The following is a 22,903-nucleotide window of genomic DNA, read 5'->3' as shown; positions in this document are numbered from 1 at the left end:
TATTTAGTATGTCCTTGCTCAGAGTCGGGCAAAATCATTGAAAAGGGCGATGCTCATCAACATTAGCAGCAACGCTGCCCCAAATCTGAATCCTATTTCCTGTACCCTTTCAGGTACGGGTTTTCTGGTGAACACTTCCACCAGAAAATACAGCAAATGTCCCCCGTCAAGCACCGGCAAAGGCAGCAAATTAATGATGCCCAGGTTGACGCTGATTAACGCGAGAAATCCCAAAAAATACACCAATCCATAGGTGGCACTGCTACCGGCTCCCTGCGCGATGGAGATGGGACCACTGAGGTTCTTAACCGACACATCGCCGGAAAATAACTTTCCCACCATCTTGAAGCTGACCACGATCAGCTGCCAGGTTTTATCCACCGCTGCGCCAAGGGCGTCCACTATGCCATATTCAAGCTGAATTCGCATCGTCTCTGGCCAAGGGGCACTTTCAGGGATTACCCCAATCAGGCCTATGGTTTTGCCGTCGGCATCTTTTTCAGCCCGGGGCGTCACCATGAGCCTTTTTTGCTCGCCCTGACGTTTTACTATCAGCTCGACCGTCTTTCCCGGTGATGATTGAACCTGCAGGACAAAATCCTGCCAGCTGGTGTAGCTCTCACCGTTAATGGCAATCAGCTCATCCCCTGCCCTTAAACCGGCGGCCTCGGCGGCACTGTCCTTGCCGACCTGGGCCACAATGGGCAGTATCCCGGGTCGCATCACCCCCAGTCCCAACGCCGTAACCGGTGACTCCTTATCGGGGTCAAACTTCCAGGTTCGGGTATCGAGATGGTAATCCCTGTGACCTGTCTCATCTCCCTCAAGCCGGGCCAGTGGAGCCAGGGTCAATTGCAAATTGTCATCACCTATATGGCTGACCAGGGCAAGATTAACCTCTTCCCAATTGCGCACCGTCTGACCTGAGACAGCGATTATTTCCATGGGTTCCCGTATCTTGATGCTTTCGGCTGCTTTTCCAGCAATGGTGCTGTCAATTACGGGGCGTACCGACGGTACACCGATAAGGAACATAAAATACAGCGCGACAATGGCAAACAGAAAATTGGCGACCGGGCCTGCGGCCACTATGGCAATACGCGCCCACACGCTTTTTTGATTGAATGCCAGATGACGCTGGGAAGCCGGCACCTCATCCACCCGCTCATCGAGCATCTTGACGTAACCGCCCAAAGGCACCGCAGCCAATACATACTCGGTACCGTCTTTCCCCATGCGCCGCCACATGGCAGGGCCAAAACCAATTGAAAAACGTTCTACTTTTACACCGCAGCGCCTGGCCACGTAGAAATGGCCATACTCATGGGCCGTTATCAGCACCCCAAGGGCCACCACGAAGGAGGCAAGATTCCATAAAAAATCGTACATGTCTGTCTCCTGTGCTGTGATCAGGCCTGCGCCTGGCGGTCAATCTCACTTTCGGCCATGCGGCGCGCACTCGCATCCAGCGCCAGAATCGCTTCCAAAGAGTCCTGGCGTTGTAACGACAATTGCCCCAGACAAGCTTCGTTAATTGCCGCGATGCGACTGAAACCAATTCTGCCCTGCAGAAAGGCCGCCACCGCGATCTCATTGGCGGCATTGAGCACGGTCGTGGCCTCTTGCCCCAAACGACAGGCCTCCATGGCCAGGGCCAGACAAGGAAAACGCCTGAAGTCCGGTTCAAAGAAACTCAATTGTCCGACCTTGAAAAAGTCCAGCGGTTCCACACCTGCGGCAATTCGCTCGGGATAAGCCATGCAATGGGCGATGGGCGTACGCATATCGGGGTTGCCCATCTGCGCCAGCACTGAGCCGTCCCGGTATTGCACCATGGAATGAATGACACTCTGGGGATGAATCACCACCTTGAGCTCATCCAGTCCGGTATTGAACAACCAGCGGGCTTCAATAAACTCCAGCCCCTTGTTCATCATGGTGGCAGAGTCTACCGAAATCTTTGGCCCCATTGACCAATTTGGATGCTTACAGGCCTGGGCTGGCGTCATGTGCTGCAGGCTCTCAAGGGGCGACGTCAGAAAGGGACCACCTGAGCCCGTCAGCAAAATATGGGAAATACCTGCAGCGTCCAGATCACAGCGACCAATGGACTGCTGCACGCTCAGCGGCAAACATTGAAATATGGCATTGTGCTCGCTGTCCACCGGCAACAAGGTGGCACCGCTTCGTTGCATTTCATTGATGAACAGCTCGCCCGACATCACCAGGGCTTCCTTGTTGGCGAGCAGCACGCGTTTACCGGCCTTGACGGCGGCCAGTGTCGGCACCAGACCTGCGGCGCCCACTATGGCAGCCATCACTGTATCCACTTCAGAGGCAGATACCAGTTCACACAGGGCTTGCTCCCCTGTGGTCACTTCCACTCCAAGCTCAGGGGATAACTTCTGCTGCAGTTCCATGGCGGCTACACTGTCGACCATGTGGGCAAATCTGGGTCTGAATTGCAGGCACAACTCCAGCATTTTATCCACGCTGGCATGGGCCACCAGGGCCCAGGCACGATAGGCATCAGGATTCTGGGCTATTACACTCAGGGTACTGCGGCCAATGGAACCTGTGGCACCGAGGATCACCATATTTTGCATTGGGTTACATCCAAAATGCTAAGTAGAGTAACAGGAAAACCGGCAGGGCTGCCGTGAGGCTGTCGATGCGATCCAGTACACCACCGTGCCCGGGCAACAGGGTGCCAGAATCCTTGATGTTGGCCGCCCGTTTAAACATGCTTTCAGACAGGTCGCCAAGGGCCGACGCCAGTGCGGTGATCAGCGCCACCGCCACCAGAAGACCAGGCTCCTGCTCGGGGGAGAGATACATGACGCCAGCCACCACCAGCATACTGGTCAGCAACCCACCCACCAATCCTTCCAGTGTCTTTGCCGGACTGACATTGGGCATCATCTTGATACGGCCAAAGGCTTTACCGGCAAAGTAGGCGCCGGAATCCGTGGCCCAGACCACCAACATGACCAGGAATACCAAGGTACCACCAAACAGAGGTTGATTGGGGGAGCTGAGCGCTTTCAGGGCCAGCAGCGCGGTAAAGCAAGGCACCAGGGTCAACTGGCCAAACATGGATTTCAGCATGGGGCTTTTGTGCCACAACTTTCCGCTTTTAGGGTAAGAAACCACCAACATCAGGGAAACTACCCACCACAGAATACCAATATAAGTGATGGCCAGGAACACGGGGTGCAAACGCGTCCCCATCCACACCGATTCTATGGGTACAAAGAGGTTCAGGGCCAACAGCAAAACGCCCATGGTGAGGGTAAAGCTCCATTGCGTCACCTGGCAACGGCTGTCGATAATTCCCCCCCACTCCTTGGCGGCAATTAAAAAGACCGCCAACAAGGCCCAGGAAAATACGTCAGACGGCACATAAAATATGCCACCGAGCACCAGGGGTATTAACCAAATTGCTGTTATTATTCGTTGTTTTAGCAAAAAAAATCCCTCGTCAAAAAGACTGTCAGGCACGCAAATCTTCGATTTGACTTCCGGTCAATCCGAAACGGCGCTGCCGGCCGGCAAAAATCGCGATGGCCTCATGGAATGCCTGTTCATCAAAATCAGGCCACAGGGTGTCAGTAAACACCAACTCTGCATAGGCGGCCTGCCAAAGCACAAAATTACTGATGCGGAAATCACCGCCAGTACGGATCATTAAATCAACTTCGCCTTGATTTTGCATGCACAAATGCTGACTTAGTGACTCTTCTGTTATCTGATTGCTGGTGATTTCACCAGTTTCAATCTTTTGTGCCAAGGTTTGCGCCGCCTGCACTATATCCCAGCGCCCGCCGTAATTGGCGGCCACATTGAGGATCAAGTCCTCATTTCCGGCCGTTCTGGCCTCGGCCTCGGCGATTTGCTTTTGTAATCTGGGCGAAAAACGGCTGATGTCGCCAATGATATTAAGCCTGACGCCATTTTGGTCGAGCAACTTAAGCTCGCGCTTAAGTACCGTCATAAAGAGTTCCATCAGCAAACTGACCTCTTTATCTGGCCTGCGCCAATTTTCACTGGAAAAAGCAAACAAGGTCAGCGACTTGATCCCAAGGGCCCGGGCGGTGCTGACTGCACGTCGCACGGCCTTAACGCCGGCCTTGTGCCCCATTACCCTGGGTTTTCCCTGTGCCTGCGCCCAACGACCGTTGCCATCCATAATGATGGCCACATGGCGCGGCAAGCTCTGGTTGACCAAGGACGCCAGCCCGGATGCGGATGCTGTGCCGTCCATCCCGGACTCTGGGGAAGTGAGGTTCCCGGTAGAAGACATTCAATACAGCCCTAATAAATAAACAAACGCCGTGTAGTATACCCCTACACGGCGTCGCAACTCTAGCTTGATGGGAAGTGGATTAAACTTCCATCAATTCAGCTTCTTTGGCGGTCAGCAGCTCATCGACTTTCTTCACATGGGCATCGGTGATTTTCTGCATCTCTTCTTCGGCGCGACGTACATCGTCCTCGGTACACTCTTTATCTTTTTCGAGGGCTTTGAAGCTGGAGTTGGCATCGCGGCGCACGTTACGGATGGCAACACGGCCCTGCTCGGCTTCCGCACGCACCACTTTCACCAGATCACGACGACGCTCTTCGGTCAGCGCTGGCAGCGGAATACGTATGGTAGCACCGGCTGACATGGGGTTCAGACCCAGGTCTGAACTCATGATAGCTTTCTCTACGGCCTGGATAGCGCTGCGGTCGAACACGCTTACCGCCAGGGTACGGGAATCTTCAACGGTCACGTTACCCACTTGCTTGAGTGGCGTCATGGTGCCGTAGTAATTCACCTGAATAGTGTCAAGCAGGCTTGGATGGGCACGACCGGTACGTACCTTGGCCATCTGTGCCTTGGTGGCATCTACACACTTGCCCATGCGCTCTTGAGCGTCTTTTTTGATATCTTCAATCACGTTAAATGTCCTTTTCGGTCATTAATAATCGATAAATTCGTGGCTTATTTTTTAATAAGCGTGCCTTCTTCTTCACCCATGATTACGCGGCGCAGTGCACCCGGCTTATTCATGTTGAAGACCAGGATTGGCATGTCATGATCCCGGGCCAGCGTAAATGCGGCCAGGTCCATCACCTTCAATTCTTTTTCCAATACTTCATTGTAGGTCAGCTCGTCATACTTGACGGCATCGGCGTTTTTCATTGGATCATCGGAATACACGCCGTCAACCTTGGTGCCTTTTAGCACGACTTCGGCTTCAATTTCAATGCCTCGCAGACAGGCAGCCGAGTCGGTGGTGCAGAAAGGATTACCGGTACCGGCAGCAAAAATCACCACCCGGCCGGATTTGAGCAAGCTGATAGCTTCGGCCCAGTTATAACGGTCACACACACCATTGAGCGGGATGGCCGACATCAGACGGGCATTCACATAGGCACGGTGCAAGGCATCGCGCATCGCCAGGCCGTTCATCACGGTCGCCAGCATACCCATGTGATCGCCCACCACGCGGTTCATGCCGGCCTTGGCCAGGCCTTCACCACGGAACAGGTTACCACCACCAATCACAACACCAACCTGGAGCCCCAATTCCACCAGTTCCTTGATTTCCTGGGCCATACGATCCAGCACGCTGGGGTCGATACCGAAGCCCTCATCACCCATCAGGGCCTCACCACTTAACTTGAGAAGAATGCGTCGAAATGCAGGTTTTGGATTGGTACTCATGATCTTTTTCCTGGTTATAACAAGACCGCAGCGGCTGCTGCGGTCTTGGGGTACTTTACCTAGTGGCGATTAAGCCTTTTGAGAAGCAGCGATTTGCTTGGCCACTTCAGCGGCGAAGTCTTCTTCTTTCTTCTCGATACCTTCACCCACTTCCAAACGGATGAAGTTGGCAACAGAAGCGCCTTTCTCTTTCAGGAATTCGCCAACAGTCTTCTTTGGCTCCATGATGTAAGGCTGACCGGTCAGAGATACTTCACCGGTGAACTTCTTCATACGGCCTTCAACCATCTTCTCGGCGATTTCTTTTGGCTTGCCTTCGTTCATGGCGATTTCCACCTGAACTTCACGCTCTTTGGCAACCACTTCGGCAGGAACGTCTGAAGGGTTTACGTACTCAGGCTTGGAAGCAGCAACGTGCATGGCCAGATGCTTCAGAGTCTCTTCATCAGCATCACCGGTTACCACAACACCGATACGGTCGCCGTGACGGTAAGAGGCCAGTTTGGCACCGTCGATGTACTCAACGCGACGAACGTTGATGTTTTCACCGATCTTGGCAACCAGAGCAACACGGGCCTCTTCGAACTGAGCTTTCAGATCGTCGATGGTCGTTTTGGCAGCGGCAGCAACATTCAGAACTTCGTTGGCGAAAGCCAGGAAGTTGGAATCTTTGGCCACGAAGTCGGTCTGGCAGTTAACTTCCAGCAGAGTTGCATAACCAGCGCCTTCCTTGATCAGGATGGTACCTTCAGCAGCAATGTTACCGGCTTTTTTGGCCGCTTTGGCAGCACCGGACTTACGCATGTTATCGATCGCCAGTTCGATATCACCGTTGGTCTCTTCCAGAGCCTTTTTACAATCCATCATGCCGGCGCCAGTGCGCTCACGCAGTTCTTTAACCAGGGCAGCAGAAATTGCCATTGTTAAATTCCTCTATAGATAGTCGGCAATCACTTGCCGAGTCAACAGGTATAAAACAGGGGCCCACGGGCCCCTGTTAACCAATCAGATATCTTGGTTAATAAGGGAGATGAAACTCATCACACCTTATTATTCGGCTTCAACGAAACCGTCTTGCTCAGCTTGTACAGCCAGATCTTGAGCGCGGCCAGACTTGGCAGCAGCAGCAACGGCTTCGGTGTACAGGCGGATAGCACGCATAGCGTCGTCGTTACCTGGCACGATGTAGTTCACACCGTCTGGAGCAGAGTTGGTATCAACAACGGCCACAACTGGGATACCCAGGTTGTTGGCTTCTTTGATAGCGATATGCTCGTGGTCAGCACCGATTACGAACAGAGCATCAGGCAGACCGCCCATGTTCTTGATACCGCCCAGAGACTTCTCGAGCTTTTCCAGCTCACGAGTACGCATCAGAGCTTCTTTCTTGGTCAGCTTGTCGAAAGTACCGTCAACAGACTGGGTTTCCAGCTCTTTCAGACGCTTGATAGACTGACGAACGGTTTTCCAGTTGGTCAGCATACCGCCGAGCCAGCGGTGATCAACATAGTACTGGTCGCAAGAGATAGCAGCTTCTTTGATAGCTTCGCTGGCAGCGCGCTTGGTACCTACGAACAGAACTTTACCTTTCTTGGAAGCAACGTTGCTGATGAACGCCAGTGCTTCGTTGAACATTGGCACTGTGTGTTCCAGGTTGATGATGTGTACACCGTTGCGGGCGCCGAAGATGAAAGGCTTCATCTTGGGGTTCCAGTAACGGGTTTGGTGACCGAAGTGTACACCGGCCTGGAGCATGTCGCGCATTGAAACTGTAGTCATTTCTTTTACCTTAAATAAAAAGGGGTTAGACCTCCACGCATCCCATGTCTTCGACCCCTGCACCTCAAACCCTGAAGCTTGTGGACAAAAGCACCCCGAAGAATGTGCCGATACGTGTGTGATTTAGTATTTGGATGATAGCCATGTATAATGGCCGCCATATTTCACTCGGACTCAATTCTTCCCGGGGAAAAATCAGGTTCAGAGTCAAACATAACGGCGCGCTTTATACCATAAAACCGGCCCAAGCACAAATTTTTGCGCCGCTTCGCGTGCCCGCCAACCCAATGACAGGTGAAGAGACAACTGCATGAGTATAGTCATCAAGACAGCTGCTGAAATCGAAAAAATGCGTGCCGCCGGCAAATTGGCCGCCGAGGTACTGGAAATGATTGCCCCCTTTGTCAAGGCCGGCGTCACCACCGAAGAATTGGACCGCATTTGTGCCGAGTACACCGCAAAGCAAGGCGCGATTTCCGCACCGCTCAATTACCACGGCTTTCCCAAATCCATCTGCACTTCGGTGAATGAGGTTATCTGCCACGGCATTCCTTCGGCCTATGTGCTTAAGGATGGCGATATCATCAATATAGACATCACAGTCATCAAAGACGGCTACCATGGCGATACCTCAAAGATGTTCCTCATTGGTGACGTCTCTCCCAAGGACAAACGTTTGTGCCGGGTAGCCCAGGACAGCCTGTACGCCGCCATCCGCAAGGTACGCCCGGGCTTAAAGCTCGGTGAAATCGGCACCACCATAGAAAAAGTCATCAAGGGCGCCAAAACCGGCCTTGAAAAGTACAGCATAGTGCAGGACTACTGTGGACATGGCATAGGCGCCACCTTCCATGAAGAACCCCAGGTGGTGCATTACAAGAACAATGACAATACCGTACTGCGCCCCGGCATGTGCTTCACCATAGAGCCGATGATCAATGCCGGTCGACACGGCACTGTGCTGGACCGCGAAGACAACTGGACCGTCACTACGGTCGATGGCAAAAACTCGGCCCAGTGGGAGCACACCCTGTTGGTGACAGAAAACGGGGTTGAAGTCCTGACCCTGCGCAGCGAAGAAGATTTCCCGCGTATCATCTCTCACTGATGGCAGGCCTATGACTCCAGCACAATCGGCCAAAGCGGCGCTGCTTGAACAAAACCTGCAACTGGCGGCGGCCTTTCACGACCGTTTGCCCATTGCCGAATTGGTGCAGCGGCGCTGCGATTTTGTCGATAACCTGCTACGCTCCGCTTGGCAGCAGCAGGGACTGGCGCAATTTGCCATATCTCTGGTGGCAGTTGGCGGTTACGGCCGAGGGGAGCTGCATCCCCACTCTGACGTCGACCTGCTGTTTTTGCTGGATGAAGGCCTGGGCTGCGAGGCCGAAAAAGCCTTAAGTGAATTTATTGCCTTCCTCTGGGATGCCGGATTGGAAGTGGGTCACAGCGTACGCACGGTTGCTGAAACCCTCAAGCAGGGCAAGGCCGACATCACCATAGCGACCAACCTGCTGGAAGCCCGGTTGCTGGCCGGCCCCGAATTGCTGTTTGATGAACTCTACGACGCCATTCGCAGCAATGAATTCTGGCCCTCAAGCGAATTTTTCCTCGCCAAACGCGACGAGCAACACAGCCGCCATGCCAAGGCCAGCGCCTTCGATCTTGAGCCCAATGTCAAAAGCTGCCCCGGCGGCTTGCGCGACATCCAGACCATAGCCTGGGTGGCGATACGCCATTTCAACGCCTCAAGGCTTGAGGAATTGGTGCAATATGACTTCCTCGAGCCCTACGAGCTCGAAGAATTGCTCGAATGTCAGCACTTCCTGTGGGAAATCCGCTTTGCCCTGCATATGGCCTCGGGCAGGGATGAAAATCGGCTGCTGTTTGATTTGCAGCGTCAGGTAGCCCAACTGATGGGCTATGAGGACGCGACCCAGTTGGCGGTAGAGCAACTGATGAAGCACTATTACCGCACCGTACGGCGGGTGATGGAGCTGAACGAGATGCTGTTGCAGTTGTTCAAACGTGCCACCCTGGGCCATGCCCTGGAAATTGTCCCCATCAACGAAGACTTCCAGCGCCGTTCAGCCTTTGTCGAAGCCTTGCGCCCCGAGCCCTTCGCCCGCCCCGATGATATTATGCGGTTGTTCTTACTGGTGGCGCGCAATTCCAACATCAAGGCCATTTACGCGCCCACCTTAAGATCCCTGCGCCAGGCCCGCCAACATTTGCAGGCGCCTCTGATGGACGTGCCCGAATGCCGCCAGGTGTTCATGGAAATTCTGCGCCATCCCCGTGGCATAGCCGCCCTTTCGCTGATGCATAAGCACAGCATACTGTCGGCATACTTGCCTGCCTGGAGCCTTATCGAAGGCCAGATGCAGTTTGATCTCTTCCATGCTTATACCGTGGATGAGCATACCCACAGACTGCTGCTCAATATCGAGCGCTTTTCCCAGCCGGAGCAGAAAGACGAGTTCCCCTTAGGCTCCATACTGATAAACCAATTACCCAAAAAAGGCCTGCTGGTACTGGCCGCGATATTCCACGATATAGGAAAGGGCCGCGGTGGCGATCACAGCAAGCTGGGAGCCGTCGATGCACTGGCCTTCTGTAAATTACACGGCCTCAATGATCATGACGGCCGCCTGGTCAGTTGGTTGGTGGAGAATCACCTGGTGATGTCGGTCACCGCCCAGCGAAGGGACATTTCCGATCCTGAGGTCGTGGCCGATTTCGCCTCCAAGGTGCGGGATGCCGTGCACCTGAGTTACCTCTATTGCCTGACGGTGGCGGACATCTGCGCCACCAATGAGAAGACCTGGAATAACTGGAAGGGATCGCTGCTCAGGGATCTGTATTTTTCCACCCAAAGGGTACTGGCCCGGGGTAAAGAAAAACCGGTGGATATTCGCGCCCGGGTGCGTGAACACCAGGCCAAGGCGAAAAAGGAGTTGCTGCGTCGGGGTATAAAGGAGAAAGAACTCGATACCCTGTGGACCCGCTTCAAGGCGGATTATTTCCTGCGCCATCAGCCCAATCAGATAGCCTGGCACGCCGAGGCGATACTCAAACACAGGCAGGACGAGCCGCTGGTGTTGATTTCCAAGCACACCACCCGGGGCGGCACCGAACTCTTTGTTTATTGTCAGGACAGACCCAAATTATTTGCCACCGTCATGGCGGTACTGGACAACAAGAACATCAACGTCCACGATGCCAATATCATGACCTCCAAGGACAACTATGCCCTTGACACCTTTGTCATCCTGGAGCAGGATGGCGAGCCGCTGACCCAGCTGTCGCGGATCCAGAGCATACGCAAAGGTCTGGAAAAGGCGCTGTCCAGCGACAACCCCAAGCCCCCCAGGTTCCGAAAACTGTCACGCAAGATGAAACCTTTTAATGTGCCGACACAGGTCAGTTTTCTGCCCAGCAGTCGTCATGGTACAAGTATGATGGAACTTATCGCGCTGGACATGCCGGGACTGCTGGCCAGGGTCGGTGATACTTTTCACCGCTGCAACACCACACTCTTGGGTGCCAAGATCACCACTATCGGTGAGCGAGCGGAAGACTTCTTTATACTGCAGACAGACGATGGTCTGGCGTTGAATGCAGAGCAACAACAAAGGTTGGCCGAAGCCCTGACTCAGGCGCTGTCGCAACCACCACTGAATTAACTTTTTCGGGAGACTCACATGGAGGCATTACGCCAACGAATCGAAGCGGCTTTTGAGGCACGCGCAAACATCACCCCCGCCAGCGTCGATCCTGCCATCCGCGCAGACGTGGAAACCGTCATCAATATGCTGGATCGTGGCGAAGCCCGGGTGGCCGAGAAAATTGATGGCCAGTGGCATGTGCACCAGTGGCTGAAAAAGGCCGTGTTGTTGTCGTTCCGGATCTTTGACAACGGCGTCATCGAGGGGGCCGAAACCCGCTATTTCGACAAGGTGCCAATGAAGTTTGCCGATTACGATGAGGCGAGATTCCGTGCCGAAGCCGTACGGGTTGTGCCGCCAGCAGCCGTGCGCAAGGGCTCTTTTATCGGCAAAAACACCGTGCTCATGCCCTCCTATGTCAACCTGGGTGCCTATGTTGATGAAGGTACCATGGTGGACACCTGGGCCACGGTTGGCTCCTGTGCCCAAATCGGCAAGAACGTACACCTGTCCGGCGGTGTGGGCATAGGTGGTGTGTTGGAGCCACTGCAAGCCGGTCCAACCATCATCGAAGACAACTGCTTTATCGGGGCCCGCTCTGAAATCGTTGAAGGCGTCGTGGTGGAAGAAGGCTCGGTAATTTCCATGGGCGTTTATATAGGCCAAAGTACCCGTATTTATGACCGCGAAACCGGTGAAATTCATTATGGCCGAGTACCAGCCGGCTCCGTGGTCGTGTCCGGCACCCTGCCCTCCGCCTGTGGCAAGTACAACCTGTACGCCGCCATCATAGTGAAAAAAGTTGATGAGAAGACCCGCGGCAAGGTGGGGATCAACGAACTGCTGCGTCTGGTTGATTAACCGACAAGTATTTGATATTAAAGGGGCCCTTGGGCCCCTTTGGTTTTAATGGACTACAGTTCCCTGGCAGCATCAAAGGCCTGAGCCAAAATTTTCCAGTTCAGTACCCCCAAGGGCAGACCATCTTCAGAGGTCACAATAAGATAATCCTCCTCGCAGGCCGCCAACAAATGTTTGGCATCTTCTATGGTGCTGGAGCGGGCAATGTGTGGAATTTTATGGCTCATCACCTGGTGCACCCTTTTATTGAGTATGTGCCTGTCGGCGCCGCGCTCTGCGGCGGTATTCAAAAAGGGACTGCGCCAATAGGTCAAGATGCTTTGATCAACCTTGCCCACCATGGCACAACGCTCATCATTGAGCACCACACCAACCGAGACCTTGTCTCGGCCAAACAGGTTAATGGCCTCCTCAAGACTTTGATCCTGACTTAAACACACCAAAGGTGCCAATGGCAGATTGCCCAGATAGTGGACGTTATTCAAAGGTTCGGTATCCAGAATCGCCAGGCAGGCATCCACCACCTCGGCAGCAAACAGGATACCGCGCCCCTCAAGCAGCACCTTTGACAGTTGTGCCATTCCCCTGGATGGCCGATAGGGTCTGTGGGACAGCATGGAGTCAGCGACATCCGCCACGGCAATGATCTGTGCCTCATAAATAATTTGCTCCCCCTTGAGGCCAAAGGGATAGCCACTGCCGTCGAGTCGTTCATGGTGCTGCAATATCATTTGTTTCAGCGGCCAGGGGAAATCGACATCTTCAATGATCTCAGCGCCTTGTGCCGGGTGCATTTTTACCAATGAATACTCTTCGTTGGACAGGCGTGAAGGTTTATTCAGGATCTGCGAAGGCACTGCCAACTTGCCTATATCGTGGATCATGGCCCCCAATCTCAACCCTTCCAGCCTATGGGTTGACAAACCGAGTCGCTCTCCTATGAGTGAGCACAGTTTGGCCACGGACTTCTGATGGCCTGCTGTATAGGCATCCTTGAGTTCCACGGCATCTGAGATAGCCCCAACCAATTGCACCAATGACTGATTCAACTGCAATTGTTGCTTTTTAATTATCTTCGACTGCTTGAACAGCGCCTTCATGGTTCTTGGCAATTCGATGGCGTGCCACAAAATAGTGGCAAATATCTGCAGGCTGCGAGCATCGTTGTCCGTATAAGCCTTTTGCCGGTTGCCAACACCGACCAATCCCACGGTCCGACCACGATAACGTATTGGCACACACATATGATTATTGAGCTGAGGCTCCCCTGGCAGTGGCAGTGCGGTATAACTCAAGGGGCCCAAATGGTTGTCTATGGCGACCTTGCCATGCTCGATGCAGTCCTGCCACAATTGGCTGACGGGTGCATTGCCTTGATAATGCACGCACTCCCCCCCCAGCCCCCGCGACCACTGACTTAACTGAAATTCATGCCGTCTGTCATCAACAAGGTGTAAATAGCCAAGCTGGCTTTCCGTCAGTTCCACCGCCTGCTCTATCGCGGTCCGCAGCACTATCTCGGGTGCAGAACTCATGACAGCTTCAATGTGATTGAGCCAATCATCACTTGCATAAAGTGCGCCTTGATAGTCGGGGTGCCAATGTTTCAGGTTATCCAACGAGGCCTGGATATCGGTTTGATACAAGGCCCAGTGTCCTAGATGCTCGGTCAAGGGATACAGATCAAACTGCCAGGGATGCCCGTTGGCATCAACGAACATAAAACGCACATGGGCGTCACAGGTTTCGAGATACTGACGAAGTTGTGCACTGAATCCTGGATAGACCAGTTCAATTGACTGTCTCAATAAGGCCGAAATAGGTTTTGCCGTCAGGCGATAGAACGCCTCGCTGATAGAGAGGATATTGAGGCTTTCATCGAGGATGGCCCACGCCAAGTCCATGGTTTTAGGCAATTCTGAAGGTTTAAGGAATTGCTGAAATCGTTCTCTTAACATAACAACACTCCCTGTCACCTTATTGTAGTTATAAGTATAGACCAAGTTATTACAACTAAAGAGTGCACCGCTTCCGTGCTTCAAAAGTTAAATAAGTGGATATTTATATCCTGATACAGAACGACATACTAATACTACAGATTTTTGGGGACCAAAGGTCTTTACTTTAAAGTGCCAAGTATGTCAGGAGAAACACAATGAAAGCATTAATTACAGCCACAGTGTTAGCCTTGTCCAGCATCAGCTTCGCCAGTCTGGCGGCAATGAGTCCTGAAATGGAAAATAAGCTTATTTCTGTTTGTAAAGCTGGGCTAAGTAACAGCCAAATTCAGTTTACTAATACTATGAGAGACAACCGGATCAATGAATATCGGATATTCCCAAGATTGGTTTGCAATGGCGAGTCCTTCCATCAATTCGCCATCAGCAATGGCGCAGATCGTACCGCCAACAGAATTGCCCGTTATCTGCCAGGGCAAGTCACCATCCATGATTTGACCATGATCCCCAAAGATGAACTTCTGTATGTGAACTTCTAGGGTAATAAATCAGCTATAAAAAAGGCGCCAACAGCGCCTTTTTTATATTGAAAGGTTAAAACACAATAGTCTTGTTCCCGTGTACCACCACCTGATCATTGATAACCAAGGCGAGAGCCCGGCTCAACACGGACTTCTCCACATCCCTTCCGGCCTTGGCCATTTCCAGTGCGCTATAGCTGTGATCCACATGGATCACGTCCTGCTTGATAATAGGTCCTTCATCCAGGCAATTATTCACAAAATGTGCTGTGGCACCGATGATCTTCACCCCCCGCTCCCATGCCTGACGATAGGGATTGGCCCCGATGAAAGCCGGTAAAAATGAATGGTGAATATTAATGATGCGATTGGGGTAGCGCTCAACGAACTCCGGCGTCAAAATCCGCATGAATTTTGCCAGCACCAGATAATCTGCCTGATAGCTGTCAATCACCTCAAGCAGGGCTTGTTCGTGTTGATGTCTGTCGAGTCCTTCATGACTGACATGATGGAACGGAATATCAAACTTCTCGGTCAATTCCTGTAAGTTGTCGTAGTTGCCTACCACAGCGGCAATATCGACGTTCAAGGCACCATAGAAGTTCTTCATCAACAGGTCACCCAAACAGTGTGCTTCTTTGGTCACCAAGATCACTATGCGCTTGCGCCTGGCGCTTATCAGGCTCATATGATTATTGACCGGTAAAACCTGTTGTAAGTCCTCCATGAGAATGTCGTCGTTGAATAGCCCTTCCAACTCGGTGCGCATAAAAAAGCGCCCCTGAAAATTATCAACAAATTCAGAGTTCTTAATGATATTTAGCTTATGCTTGAAGCAAACGCCCGTAATTCCGGCTATCAGTCCCTGCGCATCTGCACAATCAGTCAACAGGACTTTACGTTCCGTCAGCGCTTTTACCATACCCCACATCCCCACTATTTATTGATGAGAGGTGAGTTTGTCACAGATACAAGTATGGTGGCAGAGACTTCATTCAATAATATCGACACTTACAATAATTATCCGCAAGCGAATGAGAAACAAACAACAAAAACAGCAATTATTTAAACAAAAACCAAATCATACAGTCATTAACCTTGCAACCGGGGCCTTGTTTACGGTTTGAAAGCTTGTATGTTCAGTTTGACATACAAATAAACCTAAAACCGCCTGGCATGTGCTCACGGAGGTTTAATGGCATGACTGATTTTGACATTCAGTTGCCAGCGTCGGCAGAGGCTGCTTGGTGCCACTGCGTCAGCCAAGGCAGGACCTCAAGTTCCGGCTCCATGGTTTCCATGGCATCAATTTTCAGCAGGGGCAAAACTCTGATGGCACCCAGCTCCGCAAACAACTCATCCAATTGAATGCCGGCACCACAAAAATTGTCGTAACTGGAATCCCCGAGCCCTACCACAGCATATCTTAAGTGTGGAAGGTAAAGACCCGCTGCCTGCACTTTATAAAACCAGGGCAAAATATTCTCCGGCAAGTCACCCTGACCGGTGGTGGAACACACCAGCAGCAAATAGTCGTTATCTGTAGGTAAAAAACCATCCAGCTCTTCCGGTAGCCAAAGTCGCACCCCGTAGCCCAATCGGTTTAATTCGTTGCCCAGGGTTTCAGCCACGTATTGGGCACTACCGTAAACCGTACCGAACACCAGATTGACTCTTTTCATGTTATACTGCCTCCTGCTTCAGGGCTAAGGTAAGGCCCGGAACAATTGGAACCCAACATACTGTAATTACTGCCATTAAGACAAGCCAGTACTTGCGCAATCAGTTTAGTGCGGGATAACACTTAACCTGCCATAGCGAGACCAGGCTCTCAGGGAGCATAAAATGACCCCAAACTGTCGTAAGAAACAACACAAGGCCAGTCAACATCGCCGTAACCGCTTCTTCCAATGTCAACGCGGCCCGGATGTACTTCCAAGTTCAACGACAGGATTTGTCAGTCTTCGGGAATTGGCACAAAAGTCATCGAAACAATGAGCTGAATGCCAATTACCCGTTAGCTCTCAAAATATTCCCACCCCAAGCGCTCACCTAAAGTCTGCCATTCAGGCTCGGGAGCGGTTTCCAACGTTATGCGCTCCATGGTTACCGGATGGGTGAAAGCCAATTTGTGCGCCAACAGCCACAAACGGTTCACACCAAGGTACTCACGCATGAATTTATTTTGTTTACCATCACCGTGGGTTGTGTCCCCAACTATGGGATGCCGTAAATGTGCCATATGACGTCTTAATTGGTGCTTACGCCCTGTCTTGGGCTGAAGCGCCATCAAGGCAAAGCGACTTGTGGGGTAGCGCCCTGAACTGAATGGAATTTCAGTATTCAAAAGCGGCTGATAGCAAGTAATAGCCTGTTGCGCCTCTTTATCAGGATCGACATCCTTGTCGGCATATTCGTCAAGCTCTTCCTTCAGCGGGTAATCCAATGTGCCAGCTTCATGCATATTGCCGCGCACCAGCGCCAGATATTCTTTTTCCACTTCATGGGCAGCAAATTGACGACACAGCTCATTGGCAATTTGACTGCTTTTGGCGAACAGTAAGATGCCCGAAGTTGGCCTGTCCAAACGATGTACTGGAAACACATGGCATCCCACCAAGTCCCGAGTGAGCTGCATGGCAAACCATTTTTCATGGCGCGCCAGATAGGTTCGATGAACCAGCAGCCCTGCCGGTTTGTGTATGGCAACCAAATATTCATCCTGGTATAAGATATTGATTGTCGGGGCAAGATCATCCTGGCGCTGTGCAATAGTCATCATTGCTCCCTTCCACTGAGTTGCTTATCCAGCTGCCGCAGCAGTGACACCAAAGGGTTATATTGGTCCATTTCCTGCCAAACAAGCTCAGCCATTGGTGCAACGGCAGATGTTTCTGGCAATGCCAGCCCTTTATCCAGGAGATACTGCAAACGGGGCAACAATATAAACTGCAGCCACAACTCCAATGGCATGGTGTCGCAGGCAAAAGGAGCTGTACTGGACAGGGCCTCTTCACTTGGGGGCACGGGGCTCCACAGCTGCTGTTTTTTCATTTCCAGCTCGATGGCCACCAAGGTATCACTCAGCGCAAGGTGCAAATTTAACTCCAACAATTCAATCAAAGCGCCAAATCATACCATCGGCCGTCGCTTATCCCTATAATGGCGACATTTCTTATCTGATGTTGAGTAGTGATGGCGGAAATCAATACCTTAAGTCAGTTCCTGACTGCAGCTAAAACCAGTTATCAGGTTTACGATTTGGGACGTAGAGTTCAACACATTGATATGATTGCCTTTGAGCAGATAGAGGCACTCAAGAGTCCCTATCCCTATCCGGTGCAAGGTCATGCCCATATGGCCCTGGTATTCTGGGATGCGTCACAGCAGCACTTTGTCTGGTTCATAAAATTACCTCTGGATGAGCAGGGAATGCTGAGCCCGGCTCCCCGAAGCCAGTTTATTCAAATGATCATTGATGCCCTTGGTCGTGATCCCACCAAGCCCTTGACCGAGGAAGAGCAACAGACCCTGGCAAATCATCCGTTTAATTTCAAACCAAGCCAGGAAAAGCTCGCGCTGTTTAATGCGCTGGTCAGAAAACTGCTTGGGTTACGAGCCAGCGCTCAATATGAATTCGCAGCTCAGTATCTGGCAGGGGAGTGCCCACAAGCGCACTGGCAGCAATTGGGATTTCAGGGACTGGCAGATATTTGTGTCAGAGCCGCCGAGCTGGATCACAGCGACCGATTAGTACGCGCCTTAACTCAGGCTCCGCCGGAAGTTCAACGGGCTATTTGTCAGTGCCTGGAACATCTGACACCGCCCGAAGGGGTCTCCAAGGCTATATATGACAGGTTCACCGCCACTGAAGGCGATGAGCAACTCTATTTTCTCAGGGCGCTGGCAGGCAACACCCAGCTAGCCATTCAGGCAGTTAACTCTCTGATAGATAAAGCTCCATTGAATGCCGATACACTGGTGACAATCGCAGCCAGAGTTTGGCTAGTACTGAGGCAGGATGCCTTAAGGTTGGAATATCTGGAATCTTTGGCGCTCCAGCCGCAAACCTTTTTTAATCAGGTCTTTGCTGATATTGTTGCCATTCCTTCATTAAGAAGCCTGCTGTTGTCGGATCTCCGGCGACCTGAAAGAAGTCAAGCCTTAACCGAGGCGGTCGGTGGATTGTTCAGAGCAACCAGAAAATGATGACAGATCTCTTATTAATTCTCGGCTTACTTTTGCTAGCCGCATTTTTCTGGCAATTAAGACAAATGGCCGAAATCTCGCGCCTTTTTGCTGAAAAAGAATGCCGCCGTCAAAGAGTGCAACTGCTTGATATTGCGATGCTGAACGCCAGGCCTACCCTGGGAGGGGATACCGGGATCTGCTGGAAATCACGCTTCATATTTGATTTCAGCACCGATGGGCTGAATCAATTCCAAGGGCAGATTCACATGATTGGTAAACGCATAACCAAAATTGAATGGCCTATATTCCCGGAACCTGAATGGAGCGAGGCCCCCAATGCCACCGGCCGTTTTGGTGGCTGCGGCGGTCAATCCTGCCAGTCAGGAAAATGTAAGTAAGCAGCAACAAATAAAAAGAGAGGGGGCGATTATTGCTAAGCGCCCCCATCCGTTCCCAGTTAAGCCATCCAGCTATTGTTGTGCTCCCTGCACCATCCCTGCGTTCGATTGCTTCCTGCTGCGTCCCTGTCGTTCCCTGATTTTCCCTGTTCCCAATGGGAACCGTCCTTGCCTCCGGCATCCCTTGCCCGGGCTTGCTCATCCTGAGCGTGTCCTGCATCGTTCCTTGCGACATCCGTGACAAACCTTCCATGTTCGGTACCATCCCGGGCACCTCAGGCTGTCATCCCTGCGAATATGGGCGTTCCCTGCCGCCTTTACCTGTCTTCCTGACCGGCACCACCTCCTGTGTTTCAGCAATACGTCCTGTATCGCCTCGGTTCATCCTGAACCTGTTACTGTCGACCTTCCTGGTCCGGCATCCATTGCCGTTTTCATTCCCTCGACAATTTAATCTTAGGGATTTCGGCCGCAAAAATCCGCTGACAAAGCACCGTATAGCTGAGGGGAAAAATAGCCCATGGACACGAATTCAATCTATTACATTGTTTTTAAATGAATATAAATTGTGCTCATGATTTTACGGTATCGGCGACTGCGGCTTGTCTTACACATTTGTGAGACATATCTCACACTGGTTATGGGAATTCAGGATGCCCACGTTCCAAGCCTATTTTTACGCCGCATCTAGGGAACCCCTTTTCCATCAGCAACCAAAAGAATAGGGGCGCTTATTGCTAAGCGCCCCTATCTGTTCCCAGTTAAGCCATCCTGCTATTGTTGTGCTCCCTGCACCATCCCTGCGTTCGATTGCTTCCTGCTGCGTCCCTGTCGTTCCTTGATTTTCCCTGTTCCCAATGGGAACCGTCCTTGCCTCCGGCATCCCTTGCCCGGGCTTGCTCATCCTGAGCGTGTCCTGCATCGTCCCTGGTTACGTCCGTGACAAACCTTCCATGTTCGGCACCATCCCAGGTACCTCGGCTGTCATCCTTGCGAATATGGGCGTTCCCTGCCGCCTTTACCTGTCATCCTGACCGGCACCACTTCCTGTATTTCAGCAATACGTCCTGTATCACCTCGGTTCTTCCTGAACCATCTATTGTCGACCTTCCTGGTCCGGCATCCATTGCCGTTTTCATTCCCTCGACAATCTAATCTTAGGGATTTCGGCCGCAAAAATCCGCTGACAAAGCACGGGTTAGCAGGAGTAAAAAATCATCTCTGAACATAAATTAAATCTATTGTATTGTTTTTAAATGAATAAAAGTTACGCTTGTGATTTTACGGTATCAGTGACGGCGGCTTGTCTTACACATTTGTGAGACATATCTCACAATACCAATGGAAAGAATCATCGCTTGAGCGATCTGGTCTGAAAATTAAGATGGCTACACAAAGCCACACAAAAGGAACGGGCGTACCCTGATGGGTACGCCCGATTTTAATTTGCTAGCCTTCCAGCTAAGTTGTGCTCCCTGCACCATCCCTGCGTTCGCCGGCTTCCCGCCTTCATCCTTCCTGTTCCGTCAGGTCCCTGTACTTGCGTACCCAGTCCCTTGACTGACAACTTTCATGTTGCCAACCAGTTGCATCCATGAACTCGTCCATTTGGCATCCATTTCATGCCTGGCTGTCATCCCTGATGCCATTCTTCCTGAATGGCATGCATTCATCCTGAACGCCCTGCAACGGCTATCCTGCCGACACCTAAACCTTACCCTGGTTATATGGCAGTTTTCCCGCTGCCTTTCCTCAACAGTCCGTGTATTCCTTGTGGGTGTTTGTCTGTTCCCTGACTGCTATTGCAGTTTATCAAAGTGCAGCAGCCCTGCCTGACCTCCCGACCCACGAGAATTCTCCAGGTAAATAAATAGAAGCAGGGGTAAACAGGTTAACCTTATGTTCTAAAAGGAGAATACAAAAAATACTACTTTAGGGTTACTTTTGGATAACATTATTTCCTACAAGCTCTGTAAGATATGTCTCACAATTTGAATGGCAAAACATGAAGTATGGATATTCATTTGCCCTGCCGACGGAGAAAATCAAACAACATCACCCAGTCCGCCAGGAAGGAATACCAAGGGTAGTCGAAGGTGGCGGGTTTATTTTTCTCAAATATCGCGTGACCAACCCAGGCAAAGCCATACCCCACTATAGGAAGCGTCCACAGCAAGCGCCAATTTTGACTCACCAGACAATACACCAGGATCAAAATGACCAAACAGCTGCCGATATAATGTGCTGCGCGGCACCAGGGGTGGAGGTGTTGGGATAAATAGGAAGGATAAAATTCTGCAAATGAAGTGTACGATTTACTCATGCGGCTCCTTGCGATAGAACAATAATTCACCATCCACATTCCCTATCTGTAAGTGAGCAAGCGCTTCAAATCCTGCAGAAAAAAACAGATGTTGATGCATAGGCACACTCACAAAAACGGCCAGTCCCTCCAGGTCGGGCTGGTCATCGCACCAACCAAGTACGGCACGCAACAACTGACTGCCATTCCCCTTACCCTGCTCTGTTGGAGCCAAGGCAATAAATTGTAATATGCCGCAGCGGTTTCCGGGCAGATGCTCAACAATCGAGTTTTCTTTCTTCATCAACTTTTGTGTCGACTGCCAGCCGGTTCCCAACAGCATTTTCAGTCGCCAATGCCAATAACGCCCATCCCCCAGGGGAACCTGCTGGGTGATCACACAGGCAACGCCGATCAAACGCTCTTCCTCAAACCATCCTATCAAGACCTGTTCCTGCTGCCACAATTCGTGCAACTCTTCACGAATGGCGGCACGCAGCTTTTGCTCGTACAGAAATTTGTCACCCGTATAAAGGGCATCCTTGAAAAACGGATCATCGTGGTAGGCATTGAAAAGAATGGAGGCCGCAACTCTAAGATCTTCTGCGGTAAGATAAACTGCGCGAAAGTGCTCTAAGGTAGAGTGGTCCATTGTGTATATTTCCTTGATCCAGATCACACCTTGTTCACTCTATCAAGTCGGCATAAAAGTGCAAATTTTCATCACACATTGCCTTTTCCGGGCTTTGACACAATGCTTATAAATGACCATCCCCAAGCCAGGGTAACGCATCATGGATACCACACCTACAGACATGAGCCACCTGTTCGAACAGTTAGGATTGCCCCATCAAACAAGCGCCATCAACAACTTTATTGACAGCCATTCGGTTGATGACGGCGTAGCCATTTGGCAGGCAAAATTTTGGAGCCCGGCACAGGCCTCTTTCCTGCGCGAAGCCTTGGATGCGGATGCCCAGTGGTCTGAATTGATAGACCAACTGGACACCATGCTGAGAAAGTAAGATTAAATCAGGGCGTAAGCGGTCGAGCCCCAACCCACCAATTTGTTGTCGCTGATCACCACTGGGGTGCATTCATCCTTGGTGGTATTGCCATCCTTATCTGTGCGCTGGGTACGGTAAAAGAGTACCTGGATTTGTTTGCCTTCTTTGACATAGGCTTCATTGAAATCCGCTTTCCCCATTAAGGTCAGTACCTGATCCTTGGACATGCCCAGGTCCAAACGCGCCAGATTTTCACGGTTCTGTTGTTCTACCTTTTGCCAATGACTGCTTGACCAATCCCGGTCGCCATCGCTCAGATTCACCACACAACCGCTCAGTCCGATGGATGCAACCAGCAATACAGCGCAATATGCAGCTTTCATTTTTACTCCTTGTTATTACTAATGTGATAAAATTCACTTCAAAATCGAGCCCAAACACAGCAAGTTTCAGGCCAATTATTAACACCTTGTTTTGTAAGGATTTAAATCCAAACAAGATGCCA

At 51.4% G+C, this 22,903-nt stretch carries 23 protein-coding genes; 7 read left to right on the top strand and 16 right to left on the bottom strand.

Annotated elements, in window-relative coordinates; translation table 11 throughout:
• Positions 1-18: 18 nt before the first annotated feature.
• The 8 genes from rseP to rpsB all read right to left on the bottom strand — a co-directional run bounded on the left by rseP (position 19) and on the right by rpsB (position 7,492).
• The gene (rseP, locus tag JYB85_RS05635) at positions 19-1,389 is read right to left on the bottom strand and encodes a sigma E protease regulator RseP (protein ID WP_207381411.1); all 1,371 of its coding nucleotides are present in this window, start codon (positions 1,387-1,389) and stop codon (positions 19-21) included.
• Between the two features lie 20 nt (positions 1,390-1,409).
• Positions 1,410-2,606 carry a 1-deoxy-D-xylulose-5-phosphate reductoisomerase gene (ispC, locus tag JYB85_RS05630; protein WP_207381410.1) on the bottom strand — a complete coding sequence of 399 codons (1,197 nt, stop codon included), beginning with the start codon at positions 2,604-2,606 and terminating at the stop codon, positions 1,410-1,412.
• Between the two features lie 4 nt (positions 2,607-2,610).
• A complete protein-coding gene (locus JYB85_RS05625; RefSeq protein ID WP_207381409.1) occupies positions 2,611-3,468 on the bottom strand; it encodes a phosphatidate cytidylyltransferase in 858 nt (285 codons plus the stop codon).
• Between the two features lie 25 nt (positions 3,469-3,493).
• Positions 3,494-4,303, bottom strand: coding sequence for a polyprenyl diphosphate synthase (gene uppS, locus JYB85_RS05620; RefSeq protein WP_207381408.1), 810 nt, complete (start codon positions 4,301-4,303; stop codon positions 3,494-3,496).
• Positions 4,304-4,385: 82 nt separating this feature from the next.
• Positions 4,386-4,943 (bottom strand): ribosome recycling factor, encoded by a 558-nt coding sequence (gene frr, locus JYB85_RS05615; protein WP_207322411.1) that lies wholly within the window; start codon positions 4,941-4,943, stop codon positions 4,386-4,388.
• 44 nt (positions 4,944-4,987) lie between these two features.
• Positions 4,988-5,713: a UMP kinase gene (pyrH, locus tag JYB85_RS05610; RefSeq protein WP_207322410.1), complete on the bottom strand. Its 726-nt coding sequence runs from the start codon at positions 5,711-5,713 to the stop codon at positions 4,988-4,990.
• Positions 5,714-5,782: 69 nt separating this feature from the next.
• Positions 5,783-6,634, bottom strand: coding sequence for a translation elongation factor Ts (tsf, locus tag JYB85_RS05605; protein WP_207322409.1), 852 nt, complete (start codon positions 6,632-6,634; stop codon positions 5,783-5,785).
• 129 nt (positions 6,635-6,763) lie between these two features.
• Entirely contained in the window at positions 6,764-7,492 is a 729-nt protein-coding gene (gene rpsB / locus JYB85_RS05600; RefSeq protein ID WP_207322408.1) for a 30S ribosomal protein S2, read from the bottom strand.
• Between the two features lie 310 nt (positions 7,493-7,802).
• On the opposite strand from rpsB, the gene map reads away from it, so the two are divergent.
• From map to dapD, 3 genes are read left to right on the top strand one after another with little or no spacing between them, the layout of a single operon-like run.
• Positions 7,803-8,600: a type I methionyl aminopeptidase gene (gene map / locus JYB85_RS05595; RefSeq protein WP_207325741.1), complete on the top strand. Its 798-nt coding sequence runs from the start codon at positions 7,803-7,805 to the stop codon at positions 8,598-8,600.
• Between the two features lie 10 nt (positions 8,601-8,610).
• Entirely contained in the window at positions 8,611-11,178 is a 2,568-nt protein-coding gene (glnD, locus tag JYB85_RS05590; RefSeq protein ID WP_207381407.1) for a bifunctional uridylyltransferase/uridylyl-removing protein GlnD, read from the top strand.
• Positions 11,179-11,196: 18 nt separating this feature from the next.
• Positions 11,197-12,021, top strand: a complete 825-nt coding sequence (gene dapD, locus JYB85_RS05585) for a 2,3,4,5-tetrahydropyridine-2,6-dicarboxylate N-succinyltransferase (protein WP_207381406.1) — start codon at positions 11,197-11,199, stop codon at positions 12,019-12,021.
• A 53-nt stretch (positions 12,022-12,074) separates the two neighbouring features.
• Here dapD and JYB85_RS05580 read toward each other — a convergent pair whose 3' ends face one another.
• Positions 12,075-13,979 carry an HD domain-containing phosphohydrolase gene (locus JYB85_RS05580; RefSeq protein WP_207381405.1) on the bottom strand — a complete coding sequence of 635 codons (1,905 nt, stop codon included), beginning with the start codon at positions 13,977-13,979 and terminating at the stop codon, positions 12,075-12,077.
• 197 nt (positions 13,980-14,176) lie between these two features.
• Here JYB85_RS05580 and JYB85_RS05575 point away from each other — a divergent pair, with 197 nt between their 5' ends.
• Positions 14,177-14,518: a DUF3718 domain-containing protein gene (locus tag JYB85_RS05575; RefSeq protein ID WP_207381404.1), complete on the top strand. Its 342-nt coding sequence runs from the start codon at positions 14,177-14,179 to the stop codon at positions 14,516-14,518.
• Between the two features lie 55 nt (positions 14,519-14,573).
• On the opposite strand, the gene purU is transcribed toward JYB85_RS05575, so the two are convergent.
• The 4 genes from purU to JYB85_RS05555 form a co-directional block, all read right to left on the bottom strand.
• Complete coding sequence (gene purU, locus JYB85_RS05570; protein WP_228730211.1) at positions 14,574-15,422, bottom strand: formyltetrahydrofolate deformylase; 849 nt, start codon at positions 15,420-15,422, stop codon at positions 14,574-14,576.
• Between the two features lie 295 nt (positions 15,423-15,717).
• A complete protein-coding gene (locus JYB85_RS05565; protein WP_207381402.1) occupies positions 15,718-16,182 on the bottom strand; it encodes a flavodoxin in 465 nt (154 codons plus the stop codon).
• Positions 16,183-16,517: 335 nt separating this feature from the next.
• Positions 16,518-17,279: a tRNA pseudouridine(65) synthase TruC gene (gene truC / locus JYB85_RS05560; protein WP_228730209.1), complete on the bottom strand. Its 762-nt coding sequence runs from the start codon at positions 17,277-17,279 to the stop codon at positions 16,518-16,520.
• Complete coding sequence (locus JYB85_RS05555) at positions 17,279-17,599, bottom strand: YqcC family protein (RefSeq protein ID WP_228289700.1); 321 nt, start codon at positions 17,597-17,599, stop codon at positions 17,279-17,281. The genes truC and JYB85_RS05555 overlap by 1 nt, the downstream gene beginning before the upstream one ends.
• A gap of 96 nt (positions 17,600-17,695) precedes the next feature.
• Between JYB85_RS05555 and JYB85_RS05550 the strand changes: the two genes are divergently transcribed.
• Positions 17,696-18,709, top strand: coding sequence for a DUF3549 family protein (locus JYB85_RS05550; RefSeq protein ID WP_207381400.1), 1,014 nt, complete (start codon positions 17,696-17,698; stop codon positions 18,707-18,709).
• Complete coding sequence (locus JYB85_RS05545) at positions 18,706-19,089, top strand: DUF3301 domain-containing protein (protein ID WP_207322399.1); 384 nt, start codon at positions 18,706-18,708, stop codon at positions 19,087-19,089. Before JYB85_RS05550 ends, JYB85_RS05545 begins: the two co-directional genes overlap by 4 nt.
• A 2,020-nt stretch (positions 19,090-21,109) precedes the next feature.
• Here JYB85_RS05545 and JYB85_RS05540 read toward each other — a convergent pair.
• Both JYB85_RS05540 and JYB85_RS05535 read right to left on the bottom strand, forming a co-directional pair.
• Positions 21,110-21,412, bottom strand: a complete 303-nt coding sequence (locus JYB85_RS05540) for a DUF962 domain-containing protein (RefSeq protein WP_207381399.1) — start codon at positions 21,410-21,412, stop codon at positions 21,110-21,112.
• Positions 21,405-22,043: a GNAT family N-acetyltransferase gene (locus JYB85_RS05535; protein WP_207381398.1), complete on the bottom strand. Its 639-nt coding sequence runs from the start codon at positions 22,041-22,043 to the stop codon at positions 21,405-21,407. The genes JYB85_RS05540 and JYB85_RS05535 overlap by 8 nt, the downstream gene beginning before the upstream one ends.
• Positions 22,044-22,185: 142 nt before the next feature.
• On the opposite strand from JYB85_RS05535, the gene JYB85_RS05530 reads away from it, so the two are divergent.
• Complete coding sequence (locus JYB85_RS05530) at positions 22,186-22,416, top strand: DUF2789 domain-containing protein (RefSeq protein ID WP_207381397.1); 231 nt, start codon at positions 22,186-22,188, stop codon at positions 22,414-22,416.
• Between the two features lie 2 nt (positions 22,417-22,418).
• On the opposite strand, the gene JYB85_RS05525 is transcribed toward JYB85_RS05530, so the two are convergent.
• A complete protein-coding gene (locus tag JYB85_RS05525; RefSeq protein ID WP_207381396.1) occupies positions 22,419-22,781 on the bottom strand; it encodes a DUF3192 domain-containing protein in 363 nt (120 codons plus the stop codon).
• Between the last annotated feature and the right edge of the window lie 122 nt (positions 22,782-22,903).

This window comes from Shewanella sedimentimangrovi (genome assembly GCF_017354965.1).
Classification (GTDB): Bacteria; Pseudomonadota; Gammaproteobacteria; order Enterobacterales; family Shewanellaceae; genus Shewanella; species Shewanella cyperi.
This window is presented reverse-complemented; position numbering and strand designations above follow the sequence as displayed.

Excerpts from the sequence above, each read along its gene's own strand:
- JYB85_RS05580 (WP_207381405.1), bottom strand. The coding sequence starts at position 13,979 with ATGTTAAGAGAACGATTTCAGCAATTCCTTAAACCTTCAGAATTGCCT.
- JYB85_RS05535 (WP_207381398.1), bottom strand. The coding sequence starts at position 22,043 with ATGGACCACTCTACCTTAGAGCACTTTCGCGCAGTTTATCTTACCGCA.
- JYB85_RS05525 (WP_207381396.1), bottom strand. The coding sequence starts at position 22,781 with ATGAAAGCTGCATATTGCGCTGTATTGCTGGTTGCATCCATCGGACTG.
- JYB85_RS05550 (WP_207381400.1), top strand. The coding sequence starts at position 17,696 with ATGGCGGAAATCAATACCTTAAGTCAGTTCCTGACTGCAGCTAAAACC.
- JYB85_RS05540 (WP_207381399.1), bottom strand. The coding sequence starts at position 21,412 with ATGAGTAAATCGTACACTTCATTTGCAGAATTTTATCCTTCCTATTTA.
- ispC (WP_207381410.1), bottom strand. The coding sequence starts at position 2,606 with ATGCAAAATATGGTGATCCTCGGTGCCACAGGTTCCATTGGCCGCAGT.
- map (WP_207325741.1), top strand. The coding sequence starts at position 7,803 with ATGAGTATAGTCATCAAGACAGCTGCTGAAATCGAAAAAATGCGTGCC.
- purU (WP_228730211.1), bottom strand. The coding sequence starts at position 15,422 with ATGGTAAAAGCGCTGACGGAACGTAAAGTCCTGTTGACTGATTGTGCA.
- truC (WP_228730209.1), bottom strand. The coding sequence starts at position 17,279 with ATGACTATTGCACAGCGCCAGGATGATCTTGCCCCGACAATCAATATC.
- glnD (WP_207381407.1), top strand. The coding sequence starts at position 8,611 with ATGACTCCAGCACAATCGGCCAAAGCGGCGCTGCTTGAACAAAACCTG.
- dapD (WP_207381406.1), top strand. The coding sequence starts at position 11,197 with ATGGAGGCATTACGCCAACGAATCGAAGCGGCTTTTGAGGCACGCGCA.
- JYB85_RS05545 (WP_207322399.1), top strand. The coding sequence starts at position 18,706 with ATGATGACAGATCTCTTATTAATTCTCGGCTTACTTTTGCTAGCCGCA.
- JYB85_RS05530 (WP_207381397.1), top strand. The coding sequence starts at position 22,186 with ATGGATACCACACCTACAGACATGAGCCACCTGTTCGAACAGTTAGGA.
- pyrH (WP_207322410.1), bottom strand. The coding sequence starts at position 5,713 with ATGAGTACCAATCCAAAACCTGCATTTCGACGCATTCTTCTCAAGTTA.
- uppS (WP_207381408.1), bottom strand. The coding sequence starts at position 4,303 with ATGTCTTCTACCGGGAACCTCACTTCCCCAGAGTCCGGGATGGACGGC.
- JYB85_RS05575 (WP_207381404.1), top strand. The coding sequence starts at position 14,177 with ATGAAAGCATTAATTACAGCCACAGTGTTAGCCTTGTCCAGCATCAGC.
- tsf (WP_207322409.1), bottom strand. The coding sequence starts at position 6,634 with ATGGCAATTTCTGCTGCCCTGGTTAAAGAACTGCGTGAGCGCACTGGC.
- JYB85_RS05565 (WP_207381402.1), bottom strand. The coding sequence starts at position 16,182 with ATGAAAAGAGTCAATCTGGTGTTCGGTACGGTTTACGGTAGTGCCCAA.
- rpsB (WP_207322408.1), bottom strand. The coding sequence starts at position 7,492 with ATGACTACAGTTTCAATGCGCGACATGCTCCAGGCCGGTGTACACTTC.
- rseP (WP_207381411.1), bottom strand. The coding sequence starts at position 1,389 with ATGTACGATTTTTTATGGAATCTTGCCTCCTTCGTGGTGGCCCTTGGG.